A 24,411-nucleotide genomic window follows, 5' to 3' on the forward strand; every position below is an offset into this window, starting at 1 on the left:
TCCTCTCGAATTCTCTTGCTGTAGCTGGGCGGTGGGAGACCGGCGGACGGGCTCCCACCCCCCATCCGATCACACTCCGGCTCAGCTCACCCGGAAGACCGGCCCCCGGGCGGTGAACGGCAGCCGCGCGCCCTGGGGAATCAGGTAGGCGTGCTCGCGCCGTACCCGCAGGACGTCGCACCAGCCGTCGGTGACGACGAGGACCGGCGCGGTGGGCGGGAAGTCCTCGGCGCGCAGCAGCAGGTCGATGCCGGGCTGGAGGACGGTGCCGCCCCGGCCGTGCACCCGCACCCTGCCGGCGATGTCCGTCACCGGGAGGTACCCGGCGTCGTGCGGCGCCGCGTCGCAGAACACGACGCGGGCGGCGGGCACGTCGCGGGCCTCGGCGTAGGAGGCGATGGCGCCGAGCGCCTTGCCGAGCAGGGTGCGGTCCATGGAGCCGGAGGTGTCCAGAACGACGCCGAAGGTGCAGCGGGCGATCTCCTCCGGGGGGAAGTACCGTCCGGCGCGCGGGATGTCGGGGGTGGCGGCCTGGCGCCGCGAGGGGCGGGCGTAGGACCGTACGGGCTCGGGGCGGGGCACGTACTCGTCGAACCAGCGGGCCAGCCGCGCGTCCCAGGGCAGCGGCGGGTGGCTGAGGACGCGGATCTCCTCGGCCAGGCCGGCGGGCAGGAAGCCGCGTTCCTGCTGCTGGTGCAGGTCGAGGCCCTGGGTGAGGCCCCGGCGGTAGAAGCCGTCGAGGTCGACGTGGTCGCGGGGCGGGCGGAGCGGACCGCCGAGTACGTCGCCGACGCCCTTGCCGCGCGGGGTGGACAGACGGCGCAGGCGGCGCAGGTCGACGGCGATGCGGTCGTAGACCTCCTCGGCGGAGAGCCCGGCCAGCTCCGGGTCGTGCAGCAGGCCCTCGGGCATGGTGCCGACCTGCATCTCGACGAGCCAGCCGTTGATGACGTAGTCGCAGGCCACGTTGAAGAGGTACGGGTCGCGGGTGCCGCAGCGGTCGCCGTGGCGCAGGGCGGCGTGCAGCATCTCGTGGGCGAGGATGAAGCGCCATTCCTCGTCGTCGTAGCGGCGCAGCGGGTTGACGTAGATCTCCCCCGTCTCGGCGTTGACGGCGGCGACGGATATGCCGTGGGCGCGGGCCAGTTCGGCGTCGGCGACGAGGGTGATGCCGGAGGCGATGCCGCCGAGCAGCGGGTAGGAGGAGACGAACCAGCTCAGGGCCTGCTGCCAGGGCTGAAGCCGGGTGGGGCCGCCGAGCATGGCGTCGCGGCGGCCGCCCGCGAGGTCGAGGGCGGTGGACATGGTGCGGGTGAGGGCGTGGGCGAAGGCCTGTTGCCAGTCGGGGACCTGGAGGTTCCAGCCGTCCCAGGGGACGAGCAGCTGGTCGGGGTCGCCGTCCGCGGTGCCGCAGTGCTCGTAGGCGGCGGGGATGCCGCCCTCGCGGCGCCAGGCGGCAGCGATGCGCTCCTCGTCGCCGTCGGGGTACGTCGGCGGCAGGTGGTCCGGGGTGCGGCCGACCGGGAAGGTCAGCAGGAAGCGGTTGACGACGGTGCAGCGGGCGGCCAGGTCGTAGCGGTCGGGCTGGACGCGCTCGCCGGTGGCGGCGGGTACGTGGCCGAAGCCGAGGTGGATCAGGGCGTGGGCGATGGCCCAGGCCCAGTCGGCGGGCTCGGCGTGGCGGGTGGGGTTCAGGTGGACCCGGCCGTTGGAGCTGACGCGGGCGAGTCCGTGGCGGGGCGCGACCTCGCACTCCTCCTCCCGGCACAGCTTGACCTCCATGGCCGCGAGCGCGGGGTTGGCCCACACCAGTTGCACGCCCTTGGCGCAGTCCTCGGCGGCCGGGTCCTTCTTCTTCTGCTGCTGCTTCTGCTTGCGGGTGCGGCTCACCGGCGGGCCTCCACCAGCCGGGGCATGTCGCGGGCGGCCTCGACGAGGAACCAGGCGGGCAGCAGCGGGTTGCCGTCGGCGTCGGAGGCGATGACGCTCTGGGCGACCTCGACGGAGATCTCGGCGAGCTGTACGAGCAGCGACTTGGCGCGGTAGGCGGTCTGGCGGCCGTTCGCCGACATGTGCTCCTTGCTCGCGGGCAGTTCCTTGACCAGGCGGCCGCGGAAGGACTCGGCGAGGTAGTAGAGCAGGTCGCGGTCCTGGAGGCGGCTGGGCCAGCGGGCCTCGCCCTTCAGGATCGCCTCGATGCCGAACCGGCTGCGGACGATCTTGACGTAGCCGCAGAAGGCGGTCGCGTGGGCCGGGGTGAGCGTGCCGTGCGCGAGAACCTTCAGGGTCTCCTCGTCGAGGTGCTGGCCGAAGGAGTGCAGGGCGTCGGAGAGCATGTGCCAGGAGCGCGGGGTGGAGAACGGCTCCTCGGTCTTGGGCGGCTTGGACCACAGGTGGTCGGGGCGGTCGGTGAGGTGGTCGGTGATCCACGGGTGGATGCCGTTCTCACCGGCCCACACCAGCCAGTCCGTCGCGGAGGCGTCCAGGTGGACGTGGGTGAGACGGTTGACCAGCGCGGAGGCGATGGGGCGGGCGAGTGCGTTGTCGGTGGCCCGGTTTCCGGCGCCGATGACGATGGAGCCCATGGGGAGTTCGTAGTTCCCGATGCGGCGGTCGAGGATCAGCGAGTAGAACGCCTTCTGCACGTCCGGGGTGGCCGCGTTCAGCTCGTCCAGGAAGAGGCAGTACGGCTCGTCGCGGGCGATGGACTCCGGCGGGCAGAACACCGACCGGCCGTCCCGGATCTGCGGGACGCCGATCAGGTCCTCGGGCGCCAGCTGGGTGCCGAGCAGGCTCACGCACTCCAGGCCCAGCGAGTCGGCGAAGTTCCTCACCAGGGAGGACTTGCCGATGCCGGGTGCGCCCCACAGGAACACCGGCCGCACGGTGGCGAGGCCGAGCAGCAGTTCCGGGAGACGGGCGGGAGTGACGGTGACGGCTGCCTGCACGCAGGGGCTCCTTGGCGGGAGGGGGTCGGGAGGTGACCGGCCCAGTGTGCGTGCCCCCTGGGTCCCCGCGCAGCCGAATTACGGTGCGGTGGGCCCCTCCGCGCGCCGCCTGCGGGCCGCCATCACCGCGTACACGAGGACGCCCGCGAACAGGAACAGCACGCCCTGGTAGACCGCCGCGTACCCGGCGCCCGCGACCAGCCACAGGGAGAAGGCCGCCGCGACCGCCGCGACGACGCCGTCCCGGACCAGGCGGGCCCGGTCCACCTTCTCGCCCTGTCCGGAGACCAGGTGGAAGATCTGGGCGGCCGTGGCCAGCAGGTACGGCACGGTGGCGGTGAAGGTGGTGACCAGGACGAGGACCTCGAAGACCTTCGCCGAGCCGGACGTGTAGTTGTAGACGGTGAGGAGGGAGGCGAGGACGACCGTGACGCCGACGCCCACCGTGGGCACCCCGCGCCGCTTGCGCGCGAACGCGGCCGGGAAGAGGCCGTCCCTGGCCGCCGCGTACGGGGTCTGGGCGCTGAGCAGGGTCCAGCCGTTGAGGCAGCCGGTCATCGAGACCAGGGCGGCCAGTGCGACGGCCCAGCCGCCCCAGGCGCCGCCGAACATGGCGTTCACGGCGTCCGAGAAGGGCGCGTCCGAGGTGACCAGGCGCTCGTGGGCGACGGTGCCGAAGACCGAGAGGGTGCCGAGCAGGTAGACGAGGGCGGCGCCCGCGGTGCCGATGACGGTGGCGCGGCCGACCGTGCGGCGGGGGTCCTTGACCTCGCCGGCGCTGACGGCGGCGGACTCCACACCGAGGTAGGAGAAGAGCAGGATCGCGGCGGCGGCGGAGACCGCGCCGATGCCGCCGGAGCCGCTCGCGTTGAACGGGCCGAGGTTGTCGGCGTCGAAGAAGAACAGCCCGCCGACGGCGACGAGCAGCAGCGGAGCGAACTTCAGCACGGTGGAGACCAGCTGGACCGCGCCGACCCAGCGGGTGCCGGCGAAGTTGGCGAGCGCGGGCAGCCACTGGATGACGAGGGCGGCCAGGCACGCGGTCCAGCGGTGGTCGTTCACCGGGATCAGGACGTCGAGGTAGCCGACGGCGGCGACGGCGAGGGCCGCGTTGGACACCCAGGTGGTGATCCAGTACGCCCAGGCGGCGAGGAACCCGGCGAAGTCGCCGAAGGCGCCGCGGGCGTAGACGTAGGGGCCGCCGGTGCGCGGGTCGCGGGCGGCGAGGCGGCCGAAGACCAGGGCGAGCGCGATGGCGCCGACGGTCAGGACGCCGAAGGCGAGCAGGCTGATGGTGCCGAAGGGCGCGACGGAGGCCGGGAGCAGGAAGATGCCGCCGCCGATGATGTTGCCCATGACCAGGGCGGTGGCGACGGGAAGCCCGAAGCGGCGGGCGTGCCGGGTGCTCTCGGATACGGGGGCCGCGGGGGTCTCCCGCGGTTCCGGAGCCGGTGGGGGGACGGTCCCGGTGACGTGCATGGGGTGGTGCGCCTCTCATGGAACGGGGCCCGGGATCGCCGGACGCGCCCATGGTCGGGCACGGTCCGGCACCGCTCCAAATCAGGCGCTTTTGTCCCGTACGAACCCGTCCGCAACGGGAAAAGATGCGCCCTCCGCGGCGTTCGACCGCGAATCGTCCACCGGGTCCACGGGTACCTGCGGACCGTTCGACTCGCGCAGCCAGCGGCGCAGCACCCGGTGGACGTGTTCGGCGCCGACGACCTCCGCGCCCTCGTCGACGGGCGCGGACAGCACGACCGGCGACAGCAGGAAGGCGCGCGACTGGGCGCCGCCGAGGCCGCCGTGCGAGCCGATCTGCTCCTCGAAGGCGAGGACCTCGCCGTCGACCGGGTCGTGGAAGGAGTTGACCATGATGTCGGCGGTGTGCGGGAAGGAGTGCGTGCGGCGGACGGCGTCGGCGGCGCCGGGGCCGAAGGGGGCGAGCGGCCCGGGGTCCTGGTCGAGCCGGTCCAGGGGCACCTCGGCGCCGCGCGCGCCGAGCACCACACCGCCGTGTTCCTCGCTGCGCACCAGCAGGAAGCCGATGCCGGGGTGGTTGGCGAGGGTGGGCAGCAGGGCGGGGTGGCGGGCGTCGATCTCCTCGCGGGTCATCCGGTGCGGCACGTCCGGGAAGGAGACCAGGCCCAGGTTGCCGGAGGCCAGCACGATCGGCTCGGATCGGCGCCCGGTGGGGGTGTCGGCGGGCCGCTGCTGCTCGGCGCCCTCCTCCACGGGTCGGTGCAGGGCGGCGCGTACGGTGTTGCGCGCCTCGGCGCCGCTGCGGGTGCGCCGGGCGCTGCGCGGCACGGGCAGCCCGCAGCCGGCCCGCACCAGGTCGGCGAGGGTCAGGCCGTAGCGGGCGCGGAAGGTCTCGCCGGGGCTCTGGCCGTGGTCGGACAGGAGCACGATCCGGTACGGGCGGGGCGCGTGCTCGGCGACGTTCTCGATCAGGGCGAGGGACCGGTCGAGCCGCCCGAGGACCTTGGCGGCGTCCCGGCCGACCGGCCCGGAGTGGTGGGCGACCTCGTCGTAGGCCACCAGGTCGGCGTAGACGGCGGTGCGGCCGGCCAGCATGTCGCCCATGACCGCGGCGACGACGACGTCGCGTTCGACGACGGTCGCGAAGGCGCGCACGAAGGGGTAGAGGCCGCCGCGGGAGACGCGCGGTCGGACCTTGTGGACGCGGGCGCGGGTGGACTGGCCGATCTCCCGGCACACCTCGGCGACGAAGGACATCGCGGTACGCACGGCGTTGGCGGGGTCGGAGAAGTAGGCGAAGTAGCCGGATCTGGAGCGGGTCTCCCGGCTGCGGCGGCGGGTGGCTATGGACAGCACGAGGGCCTGTTCGTCGGCGCCGCCGCCGAACAGGTTGCCGCGGCTGGCGCCGTCGAGGCTGAGCAGTCCGCCGTCGCCGGTGCGCCGCACGGCGCGGTACTGGAGTTCGGCGGCGCTGGTCGGGCGGTTGCAGACCATGACCTCGCCGCTGTCCTTCTCGTACCAGCGGAAGGCGGGGACGTCGTGGTTGCTGCCGTGCAGGATGCCCAGCTGGCTGGCGCCGGTCTGGCTGGACCAGTCGGTGCGCCACTGGGCGAGCCGGTGGGTCGCCGAGGAGCCGTCTCGGCCGAGCCAGCGGGCGACGGTGGGCATGGCGCCCCGGTCGACGGCGTCGAGCAGGACGTCGTGGCCGACGCCGTCCAGTTGCAGGAAGACGGTGCCGGGGTCGGCCGGGCAGGGCGGTCCCGATCTGCGGCGTCGGTCGGCGAGGCGGTAGAGGCGGCGCCGGTAGGCGTCGTCGTCGCGCACGGCCAGGGCACCGCCGGTGGCGGAGGCGACGGCGGACATGACGGCGGCCACCACGACCGCCGTCTCGGGGGCGACGCCGCCGCGCCCGGCCGGGTTGACGTCGATCGCGAGGAGCAGCAGTCCGCCGTTGAGGAAGAAGACCAGCAGGCCGAGGACGAGGGCCGGCACCAGGAGCAGCAGGCGGACCAGGAGCGGCCAGACCAGGGCGGAGAGCAGGCCGAAGGCACCGGCGCCGACCGCGGCGGTCATGGCGATGTCGGTGGCACTGTCCCCGTCGGGCGACTGGAGCCGGAAGTCCGGCAGGATCCCGGCGAGCACGAGCATGGTGAGCGTGGACACGGCCCACACCGTGACGCTCCGCCCGACCTGACTGGCGACCCGGCGCCAACGCCCTGCACCCACGCTCCGCACACCTCACGTCCCCGGCCCGTCGTCCGTGCGGGCCTTCCCCACCCTGCCACAACGCTCCGGAGTGCCCGTTTGTCCCCCCGGGTCCGGTTCACACCCCGCGGCAGCGGTCAGCGGCCGTCGTACCCGGCGGTCGGCATAGACAGCCTGCGGTGCACGCACGCCTTCATCCGGGCGTCGTAGGACGGTTCGGCGTGGCCGACCGTCTCGACGCGGACGCCGCGCCGCGCGCACTCCGCGCTGAAGTCGTCGACGGAGGACAGCGCGCTCTCCAGCACCCGTCGGCTGGGTGCCACGAACAGGTCCTGGCCGGGGCGCACTCCGTCCCACAGAGCGTCGTGGTCGGGCCGCAGACCGCGCACCAGCAGCTGTCTGGCGACGACGTAGCCGTGCTCCGCGGCCCAGCGGGCGCACATGGCGTGCTGGCTGCGGGAGTCGACCAGGAAGGGGTCGTCGTCCAGCTGTTCCAATGGCGTCAGACTCGCGATCGCCGTCACCCGCACCGGCCCCATGGTGTCCCCCCTCACCTCCCGTCACCTCCCGTTTTCGCCGCCGACCCTACTCCTGGACGTAGGCTTCGGGGAGTCGCGCGAAGGAGGCAAAGGAGTGCCGGTGGAGCTCACATGGTGGGGTCACGCCACCTGCACGGTCGAGGATTCGGGCATCCGCGTGCTCACCGATCCTCTGTTCGTCCGCCGGCTGGCCCACCTGCGTCGCAGGCGGGGCGCGGTGCCGCCGCCCGAGGCGTGGCGCGCGGACGTGGCGCTGGTCTCCCATCTGCACGCCGACCACCTGCATGTGCCGTCGCTCGCGCGGCTCGCGCCGGGCACGCGCCTGCTCGTGCCCCGGGGCGCACGCCGGGCGGTGCCGGGGCTGCGGCGGCTCGGTCACCTGGAGCTGACCGAGGTGGCGCCGGGTGACGAGACGACCGTCGGTGACCTGCGGATACGGGCGGTCCCCGCGCGGCACGACGGGCGACGGCTGCCGGTCGGACGGCACCGTGCCCCCGCGCTCGGCTACGTCGTCGAGGGCGAGGCGCGGACGTACTTCGCCGGGGACACCGGTCTGTTCGACGGCATGGAGCAGGAGGTCGGGCCGGTCGACGCGGCGCTGCTCCCGGTGGGCGGCTGGGGCCCCTACCTGGGTGCCGAGCACCTGGACGCGGGGCGGGCGGCCGAGGCGCTGGCCCGGCTGGCGCCGCGCACGGCGGTGCCGGTGCACTACGGCACGTACTGGCCGATCGGGATGGACGCCGTGCGCCCCCACGAGTTCCACACGCCGGGCGAGGAGTTCGTGCGCCTGTCGGCGCTGCGCGCGCCGGGCGTGGCGGTGCATCGGCTGGGGCACGGCGAGAGTGTGCGGGTGGAGGTCGCGCGGTGAGCTGGCTGGCGGCCGCGACGCTGGACATACCGACGGAGCCGACGCAGCAGGCGCTCGGCTACCCGTCGCTGTTCCTGCTGGTCCTGATCGGGGCGCTGGTGCCGGTGGTGCCGACGGGGGCGCTGGTGAGTTCGGCGGCGGTGGTGGCGATGCACCAGACGCTGCCGTTCGCCATGCTGATGGTGTTCGCGACGGCGTCGCTGGCGGCGTTCTGCGGGGACATGGCGCTGTACTGGCTGGGCCGGCGCGGGGTGGGCTCGAAGAACGGCTCGCGCTGGCTGGAGGCGATCCGGTCCCGGGCGCCGGAGGACCGGCTGGAGCAGGCGCAGGACAAGCTCGCCGAGCACGACGTCGCGGTGCTGGTGCTCTCCCGGCTGGTGCCGGCCGGCCGGATACCGGTGATGCTGGCCTGTCTGCTGGCCGAGTGGCCGCTGCGCCGCTTCGCCCGGGGCAACCTGCCGGCCTGTCTGGCCTGGGCGGTGACGTACCAGCTGATCGGGATCCTCAGCGGCGCCCTGTTCAGCAGGCCGTGGGAGGGCGTGGCCGCGGCGATCGCACTGACCGTGCTGGTCAGCGTGGCGCCGGGGATGTGGCGTCGGTTCCGGGGCCCGGCGAAGGCGTAGGCGTCCGGCGGTCCGCGCCGACGGGTACGGGCACGGGAACGGGGAGCGTCACTCCAGCACGCGGGAGGCGCCGATCGGCAGGTCCCACAGGCGTTCGCGGGGCAGGCCGGCCTGCTGCCAGGCGGCGCGTACGCGGTTGAGCGGTTCCAGTACCGGCTCCGCGGAGAGCACGAACGTGCCCCAGTGCATCGGCGCCATGTGGCGCGCGCCGACGTCCTGGGCGGCCCGCACCGCCTCCTCCGGATCGCAGTGCACGTCGCTCAGCCACCAGCGCGGGTCGTAGGCGCCGATGGGGAGCAGGGCGAGGTCGATGCCGGGGTAGCGGCGGCCGATCCGGGTGAACCAGTGGCCGTACCCGGTGTCACCGGCGAAGTAGACGCGCCGGCCGTCGGGGTCGGTGAGCACCCAGCCGCCCCACAGGGTGCGGCAGGTGTCGGTCAGGGAGCGCTTGGACCAGTGGTGGGCCGGGACGAAGTCGAACCGGACGCCGTTCAGCTCGGTCGCCTCCCACCAGTCCAGCTCGGTGACGTGGGTGAAGCGGCGGCGGTGGAACCAGCGGCCGAGACCGGCCGGGACGAGTACGGGGGTGTCGCGCGGGAGCCGGCGCAGGGTGGGGGCGTCCAGGTGGTCGTAGTGGTTGTGGCTGATGACGACGGCGTCGACGCGGGGCAGGGCGCTCCAGGGGACGCCGACGGGCGTGACCCGGGGCGGGGTGCCGAGGATCCGTCGGGACCAGACCGGGTCGGTGAGCACGGTGAGGCCGCCGATCCGCACCACCCAGCTGGCGTGTCCGGCCCAGGTGACGGCGACGGTGCGCGCGTCCACCCGGGGCAGCGGGCCGGGGGCGCACGGCAGCCGGGGGACGTCGGCGAGTCCGGCCGGGCCGGGTCTGACCGCCCCCTCCCGGGCGAATCTGGCGAAGGCCTTCAGACCGGGCAGCGGTGCGGTCAGCCGGTCGTGGAAGGTCCGCGGCCACACCCGGCGCTCGGCCGGCGGCCGGGGGGCGGCGAGCGGCGGGTGGGCGGCGGCCTCGGCGGAGGCGGGGGTGTTCTCGGCGGAGGCGGGGGTGCTCGTGGCCGACCGGGGCTGCTGCGTCATCGAGGGGGCTCCCATCGCTGAGCGTCGCGGAGACCGTCGAAGACCGACTTCAGACCGGTCAACGCGCGTTGCACGTGTGGCAGTTCCAACGGGTCCGGGGACAGGAGGCATTCCGCCCGCCGCTCGTCGGTGCCCGCGTCGAGCAGGGGGCCGGTGGCGAGCCGGACCCGCAGGGCGGGCAGGTCGTCGCCGAAGCGGTGTCCGCCGGGGGCGGGCAGGCCGAGCCGGGCGGTGAGGAAGTCCTCCAGCTCCTGCGCGTCGCCGACGCCCTCGGCACCGAGCGCGTCCCGCAGCGGGCCGAGGTCGGCGTAGAGGTGGCGCCCTGCCTGCGGGGGCCGGGCGGTGGCGCCCGAGGCGACGACGGCCGCGTGCGCGGCGGCGGCCACGCGCGCGTGCAGGCGTACGGCGGCCGCCCGGCGTGCGGTGACCGGCTCGGGTTCGCCGAGCGCGTACCCGGCCGCGGCGGCGACGGGCGCGGCGACCCGGGCGCCCAGCGCGGTGAGTACGTCCAGCACGCGCGCGTGCAGTCCGTTCCCGGCGGCGGAGGCGGGGAAGCGGGCCACGGCGGCCGGCCAGGCGGGCGGGAGCAGCGCGCCGGCCAGGTCGGTGACGACGGTGACCCGCTCGGGCAGCATCTCGGCGGGGCTGAGGAGCACGGTGGCGTGCGGGTCGTGCAGGGTGTCGCGCCAGGTCTCGTCGCTGACCAGGTGCAGTCCCTCGCCGGTGGCGGCCTCGACGGTCTCGTGCAGCAGCTCGGGCGGCGCGACGGTGCCGGTGGGGTCGTCGGCGACGGACAGCACCAGCAGTCGGGGGTCGCCGCCCTCCGCGCGGACCCGGCGGACGGTCTCCAGGAGGGCGTACGGGTCCGGTACGCCGCCGGACTCGGCGGGCGTCGGTACGTGGAAGACGGGTCGGCCCAGCAGTCGTGCGTACGGTGCCCACCAGGCGGCGCAGGGGCGGGGCACCAGGACGTCGCCGCCCAGCGCGGCGGTCAGCGCCAGGAGCAGGGCGCCCGCGCCGGGGGCGGCGGCGAGGTGACCGGGGTCGGTGGTCAGGCCGCGCCGGTCCCAGTAGCCGCTCGCCGCGTCCAGGAGGGCGGGGGCGCCGCCCGCCGGTTCACCGCGTGCGCGGCCCGCGGCGGCGGCGAGCACGGCGGACAGTTCGGGCAGCACCGGCAGGCCGTCGTCGGGGAAGTGCGGGCCGTAACGCACGGGACCGTGTCCCACGGCACCGGGTCCCGCGCCGTGGCGGCCTGCGGGGTCGTGGCCCGCGGTGTCGTGGCCTGCGGGTTTCGTGACCAGGCCCTCGGGGTCCGTGCGCCGCATGCCGTACCTCCGCGCGGTCCGTGCCGCCTGTCCGTGCCGTGCCCTGGTCCCGTCGGTCCCGTTCCCGTCGGTCCCTTTCCGTTCCCGTCGGTCCTGTGCTTCGCTCGCCGCTCGTTGATCCCAGTACCCACCGTGGCGCCCCGCCAAGGCTCCAGCTCCGGTTGCGCGTGTCACAGCCTGGCCGGCGGCCGCGCGGGGTCAGCGTTCCCCGTCCTCCCCGCGCAGGCGCAGCCGCAGCCGGTGTGCGGCCGCCCCGCACGCGCCCGCGATCAGGACACCGCCCGCGACCAGGGCGGGCACCGAGTCGCCGAAGGTCCCGCCGGCACCGGCCCGCACCCCGTGCTCCGCCGTCGCACCACCGCAGGGCGTGCCGTGCGCGGAGGTCCCCGCGCGCGGGGCGGCGGATTCCCGGCACGCGGGCTGAGCGGCGTCCGCACCGGCACCGGCACCGCTCTCCTCCGGCACGCTCATCGTCGCGCTCCAGGGGTCGCCGCCCTCGCCGCCCGAGGCGTCCGGGCAGGCGCCGTCGACGGTCCAGTCGCCGGCGGCCTCAGCGGCGTCGCCGGTCTCGGCCCAGCCCTCGGTCCCCGCCGAGGGCTCGCTGTCCGTGGCCCCTCCCGGGTTCGTGACGCCTCCCGGGTCCGTGGCTCCCCCCGGGTCGGCCGCGGCCTCCGGGTTCGCCGCGCCCTCCGGGTCCGCGGTGTCCGCTGCGGGCCGCTCGGCCGCGAAGTCCTCGGCGGCGGCTATGCGCGCGGTGCCGCGGTAGGCCGGCCCGGACGCCGTTCCCGCGTCGTCCGCCACCTTGCGCAGCGCGACGGTGCCCTCCTCGAAGGCCGCCGAGGTGGCGTCGAGGCTCGCGGGCGCGGACCCGCCGGTCGGACCGCACGAGACCGAGACCGTGACGGTGTCTCCGGGGCCGGCGTCCGCCGGGCTGACCTGCGCCGCGGCCTGCCCGGCGGACGGCGGCGGGGCCTCCTCGGCGGACGCCGGGGGCACGGCCGCCGAGTCGTCGGCAGGCGGAGGGACGGCGGGTTCCCCCGCGCCGGAGGGAGGCGGCGGGACACCCGGGTCGGCCGAGCCCACCCCCGCTGAGAGACCGAGGGCGGCACTGGCCAGCACGGCGACGGACAGGGCGCGGGCGGTGCGGCGCATGGGACGGGCTCCTTCGAGCGACGGCTTGCGGGGCACTGCACTCGCGCCCCTCGGCCATCACAGCCCGCCCGGCACGGCCACGCCCGTCACCGTGCTCCGTTCGCGCGAACGCGGCGTCCGGGCGGGTGAGTCCCGGGTTTCACGCCTCCGGACCCGGATCCCGCAGGACCTGCTCCCGCACCCGGTCGCAGCAGCGGGTGATCAGGCGGGAGACGTGCATCTGGGAGATGCCGAGCTGTTCGGCGATACGGCTCTGGGTCATGTCGTCGAAGAAGCGCATGTACAGGATGGCGCGCTCGCGCGGGGGCAGGGCGGCCAGCCGGCCCTTGACCGCCTCGCGGTCGACGACCGTGTCGAGGGCCGGGTCGGGGGCGCCGAGCGCGTCGCCCAGCGAGTAGCCGTCCTCGCTGCCGGGGAGTTCGGCGTCCAGGGACAGGGCGGTGAAGCTCTCCAGCGCCTCGAGCCCGACCCGGACGTCCTCCTCGCTCAGTTCGGCGCGCTCGGCGATCTCGGCGACGGTGGGCCTGCGGCCCGGAATGGTCTGGGACAGGTCCTGGCCGGCGAAGCGCACGCGGTTGCGCAGTTCCTGGACCCGGCGCGGCACGTGCAGGGTCCACATGTGGTCGCGGAAGTGGCGCTTGATCTCCCCGGTGATGGTCGGTACGGCGTAGCTCTCGAAGGCGTTGCCGCGCTCGGGGTCGTACCGGTCGACGGCCTTGACCAGGCCGAGGGCCGCGACCTGGCGCAGGTCCTCGTAGCTCTCGCCGCGGCTGCGGAATCGTCCCGCCAGCCGTTCGGCCATGGGCAGCCAGGCCTCGACGATCCGGTCGCGCAGCGCGTCGTGCTCGGGACCGTCGGGAAGGGTGGCGAGCCGGCGGAAGGCGTCGGCGGTGTCGGGGGCGTCGTCGTGCGGGTGCTTCACGCTGGCGTGGATCGGCATGGTGCGTCGCAACTCCCTCGGAGCGCGGGGTCCCGTCGTCGCACCGGGCGGCAGCCCGGTCGGTGCGGCCCCGCGGATCGCGGCCGGAGGTCCGGGACCTGCGGCTCGAAGGGGCGGCTGCACCGTGACGACGACGGGGCCCTTGGTCGGGCGGTCACCGTGGGAGGGCGTCCGGCCCCCGGACGGACGCATCCGTGGCGGCGTCGCGCCGCTCCCACGGACGTGCCTCCTGTCCGAAGCACTGAACTTGCGCATGCCCCGTGTCCCCCGCGGCAAACCCCCCGCTTCTCAGCCCTTGCGCGGACGGTGCAGGCGCACCATGTTGCCGGCCGGGTCGCGGAAGGCGCAGTCGCGGACGCCGTAGGGCTGGTCGACCGGTTCCTGGAGGACCTCGGCGCCCGCGGCGCGGACGTGTTCGAAGGCGGCGTCGACGTCGTCGGTGGCGAGGATGACGCCGCGCAGGTGGCCCTTGGCCAGCAGGTCGGCCATCGCCTGCTTGTCGGCGGCCGAGGCGTTGGGGTCCGCCAGCGGGGGTTCGAGAACGATGTCCACGTCGGGCTGCGCCGGGGAACCGAGGGTCACCCAGCGCATTCCCTCGTACCCGACGTCGTTGCGGACCTCCAGGCCGAGCACGTCCCGGTAGAAGGCGAGCGCCCTGTCGTGGTCGTCGACGGCTATGAAGCACTGCGAGAGGCTGATGTCCATGCGCGTCACGCTACGGGCGGTGGCGCGGGCGCCGCTTCTCCGTTCCTGACCGACTCGCCCCTGCCGGCCGGCGTCCCGCTCCCGGCCGACTCGCTCTTCCCGGCCGGCGTCCCGCTCCTGGCCGACTCGCCGTGCCTGACCGGCCGGGTGTAGACCTTGGCGACGCAGGCCGGGAGGGCGGCCCCGTCGGCGTGATCGCGCTCCCGGTAGGCGCTCGGGCTCTCGCCGACCAGTTCGGTGAACCGCGAGCTGAACGACCCCAGCGAGGTACAGCCGACCGCGAAGCAGACCTCGGTGACGCTCATGTCGCCGCGCCGCAGCAGCGCCATGGCCCGCTCGATGCGGCGCGTCATCAGGTAGCTGTACGGCGTCTCCCCGTAGGCGGCGCGGAAGCTGCGGGAGAAGTGGCCCGCCGACATGAGGGCGACGCGGGCCAGCGCGGGCACGTCGAGCGGCTCGGCGTACTCGCGGTCCATCAGGTCGCGGGCCCGGCGCAGCCGGGCCAGATCCTCCAGCGTCGTCACCCGACCACGATCCCACAGCGCCGGACACCCCAGGTAGCGTTTCCGGCGCCGTGGGCGGGGGGGCACGCTCAGGCGCCGACGTAGGCGGCGAGGTGCTCGCCGGTGAGAGTGGAGCGGTCGGCGACGAGGTCGGCGGGGGTGCCCTCGAAGACGATCCGGCCGCCGTCGTGCCCGGCGCCGGGGCCGAGGTCGATGATCCAGTCGGCGTGGGCCATGACGGCCTGGTGGTGCTCGATGACGATGACCGACTTCCCGGCGTCGACGAGGCGGTCGAGCAGGCCGAGCAGCTGCTCGACGTCGGCGAGGTGCAGTCCCGTGGTGGGCTCGTCGAGGACGTACACGCCGCCCTTCTCGCCCATGTGGGTGGCCAGCTTCAGGCGCTGCCGCTCGCCGCCGGAGAGGGTGGTCAGCGGCTGGCCGAGGGTGAGGTAGCCGAGCCCGACGTCGGAGAGCCGCTGGAGGATCTTGTGCGCGGCCGGAGTGCGCGCCTCACCGGCGCCGAAGAACTCCTCGGCCCGGTCCACCGACATCGCGAGCACCTCGCTGATGTCCCGGCCGCCGAAACGGTACTCCAGCACGGCGGGCTGGAACCGCTTGCCCTCGCAGTCCTCGCAGGGCGCGGCGACGCCGGCCATCATCGCCAGGTCGGTGTAGATGACCCCGGCGCCGTTGCAGGTGGGGCAGGCGCCCTCGGAGTTGGCGCTGAACAGGGCGGGCTTGACGCCGTTGGCCTTGGCGAAGGCCTTGCGGATCGGGTCGAGCAGTCCGGTGTACGTCGCCGGGTTGCTGCGCCGCGAGCCCTTGATGGGGCTCTGGTCGACCGACACGACGTCGGCACCGGCCGGGACCGAGCCGTGGATCAGGGAGCTCTTGCCGGAACCCGCCACGCCGGTGACCACGCAGAGCACGCCGAGCGGGACGTCGACGTCGACGCCCTGGAGGTTGTGCGTCCGCGCGTCGCGGATCTCCAGGGCGCCGGTGGGCTTGCGGACCGACTCCTTGAGGACGGCCCGGTCGTCGAGGTGGCGGCCGGTGACGGTGTCGGCGGCCCGCAGCTCCTCGACGGTGCCCTCGAAGCAGACGGTGCCGCCCGCGGTGCCGGCGCCGGGGCCGAGGTCGACCACGTGGTCGGCGATCGCGATCGCCTCCGGCTTGTGCTCGACGACGAGGACCGTGTTGCCCTTGTCCCGCAGGCGCAGCAGCAGGTCGTTCATCCGCTGGATGTCGTGCGGGTGCAGACCGACGGTGGGCTCGTCGAAGACGTACGTGGTGTCGGTGAGCGACGAGCCGAGGTGGCGGATCATCTTGACGCGCTGCGCCTCGCCGCCGGACAGGGTGCCCGCGGGCCGGTCGAGGGAGAGGTAGCCGAGGCCGATCTCCACGAAGGAGTCGAGGGTGTCGCGCAGCGCGGTGAGCAGCGGCGCCACCGAGGGTTCGTCGAGGTCGCGGACCCACTCGGCGAGGTCCCGGATCTCCATCGCGCAGGCGTCCGCGATGCTGATCTTCTTGATCTTCGACGAGCGGGCGCCCTCGCTGAGCCGGGTGCCCTCGCACTCGGGACAGGTGGTGAAGGTGACGGCCCGTTCCACGAAGGCCCTGATGTGCGGCTGCATGGCCTCCTTGTCCTTGGACAGGAAGGACTTCTGGATCTTGGGGATCAGGCCTTCGTAGGTGAGGTTGACGCCGTTGACCTTCACCTTGACCGGCTCGCCGTACAGGAAGTCCCGCAGCTCCTTGTCGGTGTACTCGCGGATCGGCCTGTCCGGGTCGACGAAGCCGGACTGGGCGTACACCTGCACGGTCCACTGGCTGTCCGACTTCCAGCCGGGGATGGTGAAGGCGCCCTCGGCGAGCGACTTGGAGTCGTCGTAGAGCTGGGTGAGGTCGATGTCGGAGACGGTGCCGCGGCCCTCGCAGTGGGTGCACATGCCGCCGGTGCGCTCGAAGGTCGCCCTGACCGCCTTCTTGTTGCCCCGCTCGACGGTGATCGCGCCGCTGGCCCGGACCGAGGCGGTGTTGAAGGAGTACGCGCTGGGCGGGCCGATGCGGGGCTCGCCGAGGCGGCTGAAGAGGATGCGCAGCATCGCGTTGACGTCGGTGGCGGTGCCGACGGTGGAGCGGGGGTCGGCGCCCATCCGCTGCTGGTCCACGATGATGGCGGTGGTGAGGCCGTCCAGGACGTCCACCTCGGGGCGGGCGAGCGTGGGCATGAAGCCCTGGACGAACGCGCTGTAGGTCTCGTTGATCAGCCGCTGCGACTCGGCGGCGATCGTGTTGAACACCAGCGAGCTCTTGCCCGAGCCGGAGACGCCGGTGAACACGGTCAGCCGGCGCTTGGGAATGTCGATGCTGACGTCCTTGAGGTTGTTCTCGCGGGCGCCGTGCACACGGATCAGGTCGTGGCTGTCGGCGACGTGCGACTCGGGTCCCTGCGGGCCCGGCCTCTTGGCGCTGCTCATCGTGTCTCCATCTGTCGGGGGCTCGGTGAAGGTGACGCCCTCAGTGCCTCGGTGGTCACACGCTAGAGGGCGCCCGGCGGCCCGCGCTTCTCGATTACTGATCCGCTCCCGGGCCGCGGAAATCGGAGCGGACCCGTCCGGACGAATCCGTGTCGGTCCGCGGTGTCCGGGTACGCGGTCGGCACCCCCTGAGGATCTGGAGGGAGACATGCAGCGAGGCAGCGACCGGATGAGCGTCCACCGCGACGACGAGATGAAGCATGAACTGCAGGGTCTGCTCAGGTCCGGGCACCCCACCCGCAGCGAGGAGTGGAACGACCCGGAACCGGCCGCCGAGGACGATCCGGACGTCATGTACGGACCGGTGACACCGGGCCGCGGACCGACGTACCTGGAGGCCCTGCGGCTCGAGCTGGCCCGGAACCTGACCCGGGGCAGCTTCCCCGCGGGACCGCGGGAACTGACCCGCACACTGCGCCGCGGCGACGCGCCGGACGCCCTCGTCGAGGAGCTGGACCGACTGCCGCACAAGGCGCGCTACGACAACGTCCAGGAGCTGGCGGTGGCCCTCACCGAGAGCGGCCGGCCCGGTCCGCAGGGCGCATAGGCGCCGGAAGGGATACCGAAACTCCATGCGCATCGCATTTCTGACCGCGCCCGAGGGCGTGGAGCAGGTGGAACTGACCGAGCCGTGGCGGGCGGCGAAGGACGCGGGGCACGACCCGGTGCTCGTCTCCACGCAGTCCGGCGAGATCCAAGGCTTCGACCACCTCGACAAGGCGGACACGTTCCCCGTCGACGAGGTGGTGGGCGAGACCTCCGCCGACACGTTCGGCGGTCTCGTCCTGCCCGGCGGGGTGGCCAATCCGGACTTCCTGCGAATGGACGAGAAGGCCGTGGCGTTCGTCAAGGACTTCTTCACGCAGGGCCGGCCGGTGGCCGCCATCTGTCACGCGCCGTGGACGCTCGTGGAGGCGGACGTGGTGCGCGGCCGCACCATGACCTCGTGGCCCAGTCTGCGAACGGACCTGCGCAACGCGGGCGCCACCTGGGTCGACGAACAGGTCAAGGTCTGCGACGCGGGCGACAACGTCCTGATCACCAGCCGCAAGCCGGACGACCTCGAGGCGTTCTGCGAGACCTACCTCGCGGAGTTCGCCAAGGCGGCCGACTGAGGCGGGCGGACGGGCGACGGGCGGACGGGCCACCGGCGAGGATCGTCGGTGGCCCGCCGCCGCGCTCAGCCACCGGGCGCGGCGGCCTGGCCGCAGCCGCGTTCCCGGGCGCCCTCGCGGGTGCGGCCGGGGGCCACCGGGCGCCGGGGGTTGCGGCGCAGCCACTCGCCCTCCAGCCGGGCCATGCGGTCGTTGTGGGCCCGCAGCGCGTCGTTCGACCCGTACAGCAGGGTGTCGTGGCGCGTGCGGTGGATGGTCTCCAGCTCTTTCATCAGCTGCTGGTCGTCCAGGCGGCCCGGGTCCACTCCGGTCATGGTGTCGTCCCGCGTGTCGTGTTCGTTCATGCGTCCCGGGTACCCGCCCCGCAGCACTACCACCCCCGAGCGGCACCCGGGAGGGCAGCCACATGGATCTCGCGTTTCTGCACCCCCTCTACGAACACCAGGGCCCCTGGGCCTCCGTCTACGTCGACCTCTCCCGGCACACGGAGGACACCCCCCACGAGCGTGAGCTGACGGCCGCCGCGGTGGCCCGGGAGCTGGCGGAGCAGGGCGCGGACGACGCCACCTGCCGGGCGGTGCGGGAGGCGGTGGACGAGCTGCGGCACGCCACCGATCCGCACGGGCGGGCCCTGTTCGCGTGTGCGGGACAGGTGGTCCTCGATCCGGCGCTGGCCCGGCCCCCGTACGGCGGGACCACCGCCGACTGGGCCCCGCTGCCGCACGTCACGCCGCTGCTCGACCTGGCCGGCGAGGACCCGGTGTGCGTGGTGGCGTACGTCGACCGCAAGGGTGCCGACTTCGAGCTGCGCAGCGCGCTGGGCAGCTCCGACGCGGGCGGCGTGACCGGCAGGCAGTGGCCGGTGCACCGCACGAGCAGCGCGGACTGGTCGGAGCGCCACTTTCAGCTCCGGGTGGAGAACACCTGGGAGCACAACGCGGCGGAGATCGCGGACGCGCTCGCCGTGTGCCAGGAGGAGACCGGCGCCGACCTGCTGATCCTGGTCGGTGACGACCGGGAGCGGCGCTCGGTGCACGAGCGGCTGCCCGCGCGTCTTCAGGACCGCGTCGCCGAGGCCTCCCGGGGCGCCGGGAGCAGGCTGCTGGACGACGAGGTGGAGGGGCTGCGCGACGACCACGTCCGGGCCCGTGCCCGGGAGGACCTGGACCGGTTCCTGGCCGCCCGGTCGCCGGACGACGAGGGCCGGGCCGGCGCGGCGGAGGGCGTGCCCGCGCTGGTCGAGGCCGCCCGGGAGCACCGCATCGACGAGCTGCTGGTCATTCCGGACGCCCCCGACACGCACCGCGAGGTGTGGATCGGCGAGGACGCCGACCAGGTGGCGGTGCGCCGTACGGAGCTGAAGACGCTCGGTGAGCAGAACTCCTGGTCGGCGCGGGCGGACGACGCCCTGCTGCGGTCGGCGGTGATGACGGGCGCGCCCGCGATCTCGGTGACGCCGGTGCTGCCGCCGGAGACCTCCCAGAAGGCGCCGGTGGGCGGCCTGGGGGCGCTGCTGCGCTGGAAGTGATCTCCCCCGGGTCTTCCGGGTCCCCCCGGAGTCCGGAGGTCAGCGGGCCCGCTCCACCCGCCGTTCGTCCCAGACCGGCTCCGCCGTCTCGCGCACCCGGCCGTCGCTGCCGAAGACCAGGTACCGGTCGAAGGAGCGGGCGAACCACCGGTCGTGGGTGACCGAGAGGACCGTGCCCTCGAAGCCCTCCAGGCCCTCCTGGAGGGCTTCGGCCGATTCCAGGTCGAGGTTGTCGGTGGGCTCGTCGAGGAGCAGGGCGGTGACGCCCTGGAGTTCCAGCAGCAGGATCTGGAAGCGGGCCTGCTGGCCGCCGGAGAGCCGGTCGAAGGCCTGCTCGGCCTGCTGGGTCAGTTCGTAGCGGCGCAGCCGGGACATGGCGGCGCCCCGGTCCTGGGCGTGCTCGGTCCACAGGATGTCCAGGAGGGTGCGGCCCAGCAGCTCGGGGTGGGCGTGGGTCTGCGCGAAGTGGCCGGGCACCACGCGCGCCCCGAGCTTCCAGTCCCCGGTGTGCGCCACGTCTTCGCCGGCCAGCAGCCGCAGGAAGTGCGACTTGCCGGAGCCGTTGGAGCCGAGGACGGCGACCCGTTCGCCGTAGAAGACCTCCAGGTCGAAGGGTTTCATCAGGCCGGTGAGTTCCAGTTGCCCGCAGGTGACGGCGCGGACGCCGGTGCGGCCGCCCTTCAGGCGCATCCTGATGTCCTGCTCGCGCGGCGGCTCGGGCGGCGGTCCGGCCTCCTCGAACTTGCGCAGCCTGGTCTGGGCGGCGCGGTAGCGGGACGCCATGTCGTGACTGTTCTCCGCGGCCTGGCGCAGCGTCAGCACCAGCTTCTTCAGCTGGGCGTGCTTCTCGTCCCAGCGGCGGCGCAGTTCCTCGAAGCGGGCGAAGCGTTCGCGGCGGGCCTCGTGGAAGGTGGTGAAGCCACCGCCGTGCACCCAGGCGTCGGCGCCCGCGGGCCCCGGCTCGACCGAGACGATCTTCTCGGCGGCGCGGGCCAGCAGCTCCCGGTCGTGGGAGACGAACAGTACGGTCTTGCGGGTCTCGGCGAGCCGCTCCTCCAGCCAGCGCTTGCCGGGCACGTCGAGGTAGTTGTCCGGCTCGTCGAGCAGCAGCACCTCGTCGGTGCCGCGCAGCAGCGCCTCCAGGACGAGGCGTTTCTGTTCACCTCCGGACAGGGTGCGCACCTGCCGCCACTGCGCCTTGTCGTACGGCATCCCCAGCGCGGCCGTGGTGCACATGTCCCACAGGGTCTCCGCCTCGTACCCCCGTGCCTCGGCCCAGTCGGAGAGCGCCTGCGCGTAGGTCAGCTGGGCGGCCTCGTCGTCCACCGTCATGATCGCGTGCTCGGCGGCGTCGACGGCGCGTGCGGCCTCGCGGATCCGGGGCGGCGCGACGGACACCAGCAGGTCGCGCACGGTGGTCTCGTCGCGTACGGAGCCCACGAACTGGCGCATCACGCCGAGGCCGCCACCGACGGCCACGGTCCCGCCGTGCGGCTTCAGCTCACCGGCCAGCAGTCGCAGCAGGGTGGTCTTGCCCGCGCCGTTGGGTCCGACGAGGGCCACGACGGCCCCCTCCCCCACCCGGAAGGAGACGTCGCCGAGGAGCGCCCTCCCGTCGGGAAGGTAGTACTCCAGGTGCGCGGCTTCGAGGTGACCCATGGGACGGGATTCTGCGGCTCCGGCGGCTCCCCGGGCAAACCCATTTCCGCCGCGGCGTCCGAGCCCCGGGCATGTGGCGCGGACCACCGGCAGGAAACGCCGTCCGCAGGGTAGGCGGGATCCATGAGTCCCGACGTAGACCTCACCGCCGCCACGCCCGGCCCGCACCCCCTCCGCAACGGCTTCCTGCGGCTGGACCAGCGGGCGTTCGAGGCCGTCGCCTCCCGCACCTGGCCGGGCGCGGACCCGCTGCTGCCCCGGTTGAGCCGCGGCGCCAATCACGGAGTGCTGTGGTTCGCGGTGGGCGCCGCCCTGGCCGCGTCGCGCACCCCGAGGGCCCGGCGCGCGGCCGCCCGGGGGCTCGCCTCGCTGGGCCTGGCCTCGCTGGCGATCAACACGCTGGGCAAGCGCTCGGTGCGGCGCCCCCGTCCGGTACTGGACCCGGTGCCGCTGGTGCGGCAGCTGAAGCGGCAGCCGATCACGACGTCCTTCCCCTCGGGGCACGCCGCGTCGGCCGCCGCGTTCGCGACCGGGGTCGCGCTGGAGTCACCGGCGTGGGGCGCGGCGGTGGCCCCGGTGGCCGCCGCGGTGGCCCTGTCCCGGGTCTACACCGGTGTCCACTTCCCGAGCGACGTCGTGGCCGGTGCGGCCCTCGGTGCGGGGGCCGCGTTCGCGGTACGGGGCCTGGTGCCGACCCGGGCCCAGCACACCCCGCCGGCCCGGCCGCGTGCCGAGGTGCCCGCGCTGCCGGGGGGCGAGGGGCTGGTGATGGTCGCCAACGTCGGCTCGGGCACCTCGGACCGGGTGCGGGCCCTGTGCGACGCGCTGCCCGACGCGGAGGTCGTGGAATGCGAGCCCGGGGACGTCCGGGCCGAACTCGAGAAGGCGGCCGGCCACGCCCGGGCGCTCGGTGTGTGCGGCGGCGACGGCACCGTGAACGCGGCGGCCGAGATCGCGCTCCGCCACGGCCTGCCGCTCGCGGTGCTGCCCGGCGGCACGCTCAACCACTTCGCCTACGACCTGGGCGTGGAGGACGTAAGGGATCTGTGCGGGGCGCTGGAGCGGGGCGAGGGGGTGCGGGTGGACGTGGGCCGGTTCGCCTCCGGCGGGCGGCGCGGTGTCTTCCTGAACACCTTCAGCCTCGGCGTGTACCCGGAGCTGGTCAACGAGCGGGAGCGCTGGTCGTCCCGGATCGGCGGCTGGCCGGCCGGGGTGCTCGCCGCCGTGCGGGTGCTGCGCGCCGACCGGCACCCGCTGGAGGCCGAGGTGCGGGGCCGCCGGCGCCCGCTGTGGATGCTGTTCGCGGGCAACGGCACCTACCACCGCCGCGGGCTCGCCTCGGGGCGCCGGCTCGACCTGGCCGACGGACAGCTGGACGTGCGGGTGGTGCACGGGGGCCGCCGGCCGGCCCTGCGGCTGCTGTCGGCGGCCCTCGCCGGACCGCTGACCCGCTCCCCCGCCCATGCGGCGGTGCAGGTGCCCCGGCTGCGCCTGTCGGGGGTCGCGCCGGGCACGCTGATGGCGTACGACGGCGAGCTGACCGAGACCGAGGGCGACCTCACGCTGGAGAAGCTGCCCGAGGCGCTCACGGTGTACCGGCCGCTGCCCGGTGGCGGCCTGTTCTCCTGACGCCACACCCCTCCCTGACACCCTTCCCTGACACCCTGTCAGTCCACATGGCAAAACGGTGATCTCACCATGCGGCTGACGGGCGTACCGTGATCACACTGTCGGGAGAGGGGATCGACCATGCCGAAGCCGCATGAGACCGCCGTATACACGCACGGGCACCACGAGTCCGTGCTGCGTTCGCACACCTGGCGCACCGCCGAGAACTCCGCCGCCTACCTGCTCGGCTCCCTGCGGCCCCACATGCGGATCCTGGACATCGGCTGCGGGCCGGGCACCATCACCGCCGACCTGGCGGAGCTGGTCCCGGACGGCCACGTCACCGGCGTGGACCGGTCGCCGGAGATCGTGGAGCGGGCCAGGGCCACGGCCGCCGCGCGGGGGCTGGAGAACACCGGCTTCGCGGTCGCGGACGTGCACGCGCTGGACTACCCGGACGACACCTTCTGCGTGGTCCACGCCCACCAGGTGCTCCAGCACGTGGGTGACCCGGTGCGGGCGCTGCGCGAGATGAGGCGGGTCGCGCGGCCGGGCGGGTTCATCGCCGTCCGCGACTCCGACTACGGGGCCATGACCTGGTACCCCGCGTCCTCGGGCATGGACGACTGGCTGGACCTGTACCACCGGGTGGCCCGCGCCAACGGCGGCGAGCCGGACGCCGGGCGCCGGCTGAAGGCCTGGGCGCTGGAGGCGGGGTTCACCGACATCACGGCGACCTCGGCCACCTGGACCTTCACCACGCCCGAGGAGCGGGAGTGGTGGAGCGGCCTGTGGGCGGACCGCACCCTGGCGTCCGCGTACGCGGAGCGGGCGACCGAGGGCGGCCATGCGACGCCGGAGCGACTGCGCGCCGTATCGGCGGCCTGGCGGGACTGGGGAAAGCACCCGGAAAGCTGGTTCAGCGTTCTGCACGGAGAAATTCTGTGCCGAAAGGAAGCGTGACCGACGCCTGTTCGGTGAAATCCGGGAAACCAGTACGACAGGAGGTTCAACATCATGGTTCCGCTTCTGCTCGTACTGCTTCTCGCGATCGTCCTTTTCGGTGTCGGATTCGCGGTGAAGATTCTCTGGTGGATCGCTCTGGCGGTTCTGGTCCTGTGGCTGATCGGTTTCCTGGCCCGCGGGACGACGGCCGGCGGCGGCAGGGGCCGCTGGTACCGGTGGTGAACGACCGGTGACGCACGACGGATGACGTACAACAAGTGACCTGCAACAGGTGACGTACAAGAGGTGACGAGGCCGCTGCCCCGGGAGTGCTCACTCCCGGGGCAGCAGCGGTCCCAGCGGCCCGAGGTCCAGGTTCAGGTCCTCGGGCCGCAGTCCGTAGCGGTCACGCAGCTCGGTCATGCGGTCGTCGAGGAGCATCAGGGTGAGCCCGATCCGCTCTTCCTGGTCCTCGCTCAGGTCGCCCTCGTCGACACGGCGCAGGGCCTGGCGTTCCATGAGCTGGCGCAGCAGTTCGACGACCGTCAGGACCAGCTTCATCAGGTCGCGCTCGACCGTGTCCGGCTCGAGGTCGAGGCGGCGCTTGCGGGGCTCGGCGGGTTCGGTCACG

General features: G+C 73.9%; 23 protein-coding genes. 8 read left to right on the forward strand and 15 right to left on the reverse strand.

Annotated features, from left to right (window positions below; all coding sequences use genetic code 11):
- Positions 1-81 precede the first annotated feature (81 nt).
- From Sru02f_RS25730 to Sru02f_RS25750, 5 genes are all read right to left on the reverse strand, one after another.
- Positions 82-1,890 carry a vWA domain-containing protein gene (locus tag Sru02f_RS25730; protein WP_109028513.1) on the reverse strand — a complete coding sequence of 603 codons (1,809 nt, stop codon included), beginning with the start codon at positions 1,888-1,890 and terminating at the stop codon, positions 82-84.
- The gene (locus Sru02f_RS25735; protein WP_109028512.1) at positions 1,887-2,948 is read right to left on the reverse strand and encodes an ATP-binding protein; all 1,062 of its coding nucleotides are present in this window, start codon (positions 2,946-2,948) and stop codon (positions 1,887-1,889) included. Before Sru02f_RS25735 ends, Sru02f_RS25730 begins: the two co-directional genes overlap by 4 nt.
- Positions 2,949-3,026: 78 nt before the next feature.
- On the reverse strand, positions 3,027-4,427 hold the full coding sequence (locus tag Sru02f_RS25740; protein WP_109028511.1) for an amino acid permease: 1,401 nt from the start codon (positions 4,425-4,427) through the stop codon (positions 3,027-3,029).
- A gap of 81 nt (positions 4,428-4,508) precedes the next feature.
- Positions 4,509-6,662, reverse strand: a complete 2,154-nt coding sequence (locus tag Sru02f_RS25745; protein ID WP_109028510.1) for a phage holin family protein — start codon at positions 6,660-6,662, stop codon at positions 4,509-4,511.
- 107 nt (positions 6,663-6,769) lie between these two features.
- Complete coding sequence (locus Sru02f_RS25750; RefSeq protein ID WP_109028509.1) at positions 6,770-7,171, reverse strand: hypothetical protein; 402 nt, start codon at positions 7,169-7,171, stop codon at positions 6,770-6,772.
- 94 nt (positions 7,172-7,265) lie between these two features.
- On the opposite strand from Sru02f_RS25750, the gene Sru02f_RS25755 reads away from it, so the two are divergent.
- Both Sru02f_RS25755 and Sru02f_RS25760 read left to right on the forward strand, forming a co-directional pair.
- Positions 7,266-8,039: an MBL fold metallo-hydrolase gene (locus Sru02f_RS25755; protein ID WP_174854949.1), complete on the forward strand. Its 774-nt coding sequence runs from the start codon at positions 7,266-7,268 to the stop codon at positions 8,037-8,039.
- Complete coding sequence (locus Sru02f_RS25760) at positions 8,036-8,662, forward strand: DedA family protein (RefSeq protein ID WP_109028508.1); 627 nt, start codon at positions 8,036-8,038, stop codon at positions 8,660-8,662. Before Sru02f_RS25755 ends, Sru02f_RS25760 begins: the two co-directional genes overlap by 4 nt.
- A gap of 48 nt (positions 8,663-8,710) precedes the next feature.
- On the opposite strand, the gene Sru02f_RS25765 is transcribed toward Sru02f_RS25760, so the two are convergent.
- The 7 genes from Sru02f_RS25765 to Sru02f_RS25795 all read right to left on the reverse strand — a co-directional run bounded on the left by Sru02f_RS25765 (position 8,711) and on the right by Sru02f_RS25795 (position 16,865).
- Entirely contained in the window at positions 8,711-9,760 is a 1,050-nt protein-coding gene (locus Sru02f_RS25765; RefSeq protein ID WP_109028507.1) for an MBL fold metallo-hydrolase, read from the reverse strand.
- Positions 9,757-11,085: an aminotransferase class I/II-fold pyridoxal phosphate-dependent enzyme gene (locus tag Sru02f_RS25770; protein ID WP_167469202.1), complete on the reverse strand. Its 1,329-nt coding sequence runs from the start codon at positions 11,083-11,085 to the stop codon at positions 9,757-9,759. Before Sru02f_RS25770 ends, Sru02f_RS25765 begins: the two co-directional genes overlap by 4 nt.
- Before the next feature lie 198 nt (positions 11,086-11,283).
- Positions 11,284-12,237 carry a hypothetical protein gene (locus tag Sru02f_RS25775; RefSeq protein ID WP_109028506.1) on the reverse strand — a complete coding sequence of 318 codons (954 nt, stop codon included), beginning with the start codon at positions 12,235-12,237 and terminating at the stop codon, positions 11,284-11,286.
- 139 nt (positions 12,238-12,376) lie between these two features.
- Positions 12,377-13,177 carry an RNA polymerase sigma factor SigF gene (locus tag Sru02f_RS25780; protein WP_109028505.1) on the reverse strand — a complete coding sequence of 267 codons (801 nt, stop codon included), beginning with the start codon at positions 13,175-13,177 and terminating at the stop codon, positions 12,377-12,379.
- A 288-nt stretch (positions 13,178-13,465) separates the two neighbouring features.
- The gene (locus Sru02f_RS25785; RefSeq protein ID WP_109028965.1) at positions 13,466-13,882 is read right to left on the reverse strand and encodes a VOC family protein; all 417 of its coding nucleotides are present in this window, start codon (positions 13,880-13,882) and stop codon (positions 13,466-13,468) included.
- A gap of 5 nt (positions 13,883-13,887) precedes the next feature.
- The gene (locus Sru02f_RS25790) at positions 13,888-14,358 is read right to left on the reverse strand and encodes a helix-turn-helix transcriptional regulator (RefSeq protein WP_373103747.1); all 471 of its coding nucleotides are present in this window, start codon (positions 14,356-14,358) and stop codon (positions 13,888-13,890) included.
- A gap of 116 nt (positions 14,359-14,474) precedes the next feature.
- On the reverse strand, positions 14,475-16,865 hold the full coding sequence (locus Sru02f_RS25795) for an ATP-binding cassette domain-containing protein (RefSeq protein ID WP_109028503.1): 2,391 nt from the start codon (positions 16,863-16,865) through the stop codon (positions 14,475-14,477).
- A 208-nt stretch (positions 16,866-17,073) separates the two neighbouring features.
- Here Sru02f_RS25795 and Sru02f_RS25800 point away from each other — a divergent pair, with 208 nt between their 5' ends.
- Both Sru02f_RS25800 and Sru02f_RS25805 read left to right on the forward strand, forming a co-directional pair.
- On the forward strand, positions 17,074-17,472 hold the full coding sequence (locus Sru02f_RS25800; protein ID WP_109028502.1) for a DUF2795 domain-containing protein: 399 nt from the start codon (positions 17,074-17,076) through the stop codon (positions 17,470-17,472).
- A 25-nt stretch (positions 17,473-17,497) separates the two neighbouring features.
- Entirely contained in the window at positions 17,498-18,040 is a 543-nt protein-coding gene (locus Sru02f_RS25805) for a type 1 glutamine amidotransferase domain-containing protein (protein WP_109028501.1), read from the forward strand.
- A gap of 65 nt (positions 18,041-18,105) precedes the next feature.
- On the opposite strand, the gene Sru02f_RS25810 is transcribed toward Sru02f_RS25805, so the two are convergent.
- Complete coding sequence (locus Sru02f_RS25810) at positions 18,106-18,384, reverse strand: DUF6158 family protein (RefSeq protein WP_011030977.1); 279 nt, start codon at positions 18,382-18,384, stop codon at positions 18,106-18,108.
- A 62-nt stretch (positions 18,385-18,446) separates the two neighbouring features.
- On the opposite strand from Sru02f_RS25810, the gene Sru02f_RS25815 reads away from it, so the two are divergent.
- Positions 18,447-19,568 (forward strand): baeRF2 domain-containing protein, encoded by a 1,122-nt coding sequence (locus Sru02f_RS25815; RefSeq protein WP_109028500.1) that lies wholly within the window; start codon positions 18,447-18,449, stop codon positions 19,566-19,568.
- A gap of 39 nt (positions 19,569-19,607) precedes the next feature.
- Here the strand turns inward: Sru02f_RS25815 and Sru02f_RS25820 are convergent, their stop codons facing one another.
- The gene (locus Sru02f_RS25820; protein ID WP_109028499.1) at positions 19,608-21,227 is read right to left on the reverse strand and encodes an ABC-F family ATP-binding cassette domain-containing protein; all 1,620 of its coding nucleotides are present in this window, start codon (positions 21,225-21,227) and stop codon (positions 19,608-19,610) included.
- A 123-nt stretch (positions 21,228-21,350) separates the two neighbouring features.
- Here Sru02f_RS25820 and Sru02f_RS25825 point away from each other — a divergent pair, with 123 nt between their 5' ends.
- The 3 genes from Sru02f_RS25825 to Sru02f_RS25835 all read left to right on the forward strand — a co-directional run bounded on the left by Sru02f_RS25825 (position 21,351) and on the right by Sru02f_RS25835 (position 24,023).
- A complete protein-coding gene (locus tag Sru02f_RS25825) occupies positions 21,351-22,856 on the forward strand; it encodes a bifunctional phosphatase PAP2/diacylglycerol kinase family protein (RefSeq protein ID WP_109028498.1) in 1,506 nt (501 codons plus the stop codon).
- A 120-nt stretch (positions 22,857-22,976) separates the two neighbouring features.
- Positions 22,977-23,798, forward strand: a complete 822-nt coding sequence (locus Sru02f_RS25830) for a methyltransferase domain-containing protein (protein WP_109028497.1) — start codon at positions 22,977-22,979, stop codon at positions 23,796-23,798.
- Positions 23,799-23,852: 54 nt separating this feature from the next.
- Complete coding sequence (locus tag Sru02f_RS25835; protein ID WP_052840530.1) at positions 23,853-24,023, forward strand: hydrophobic protein; 171 nt, start codon at positions 23,853-23,855, stop codon at positions 24,021-24,023.
- Between the two features lie 90 nt (positions 24,024-24,113).
- Here the strand turns inward: Sru02f_RS25835 and Sru02f_RS25840 are convergent, their stop codons facing one another.
- The gene (locus Sru02f_RS25840) at positions 24,114-24,410 is read right to left on the reverse strand and encodes a gas vesicle protein K (protein ID WP_109028496.1); all 297 of its coding nucleotides are present in this window, start codon (positions 24,408-24,410) and stop codon (positions 24,114-24,116) included.
- Between the last annotated feature and the right edge of the window lies 1 nt (position 24,411).

Origin of the sequence: Streptomyces rubrogriseus, assembly GCF_027947575.1 — a bacterium.
GTDB lineage: Bacteria > Actinomycetota > Actinomycetes > Streptomycetales > Streptomycetaceae > Streptomyces > Streptomyces rubrogriseus.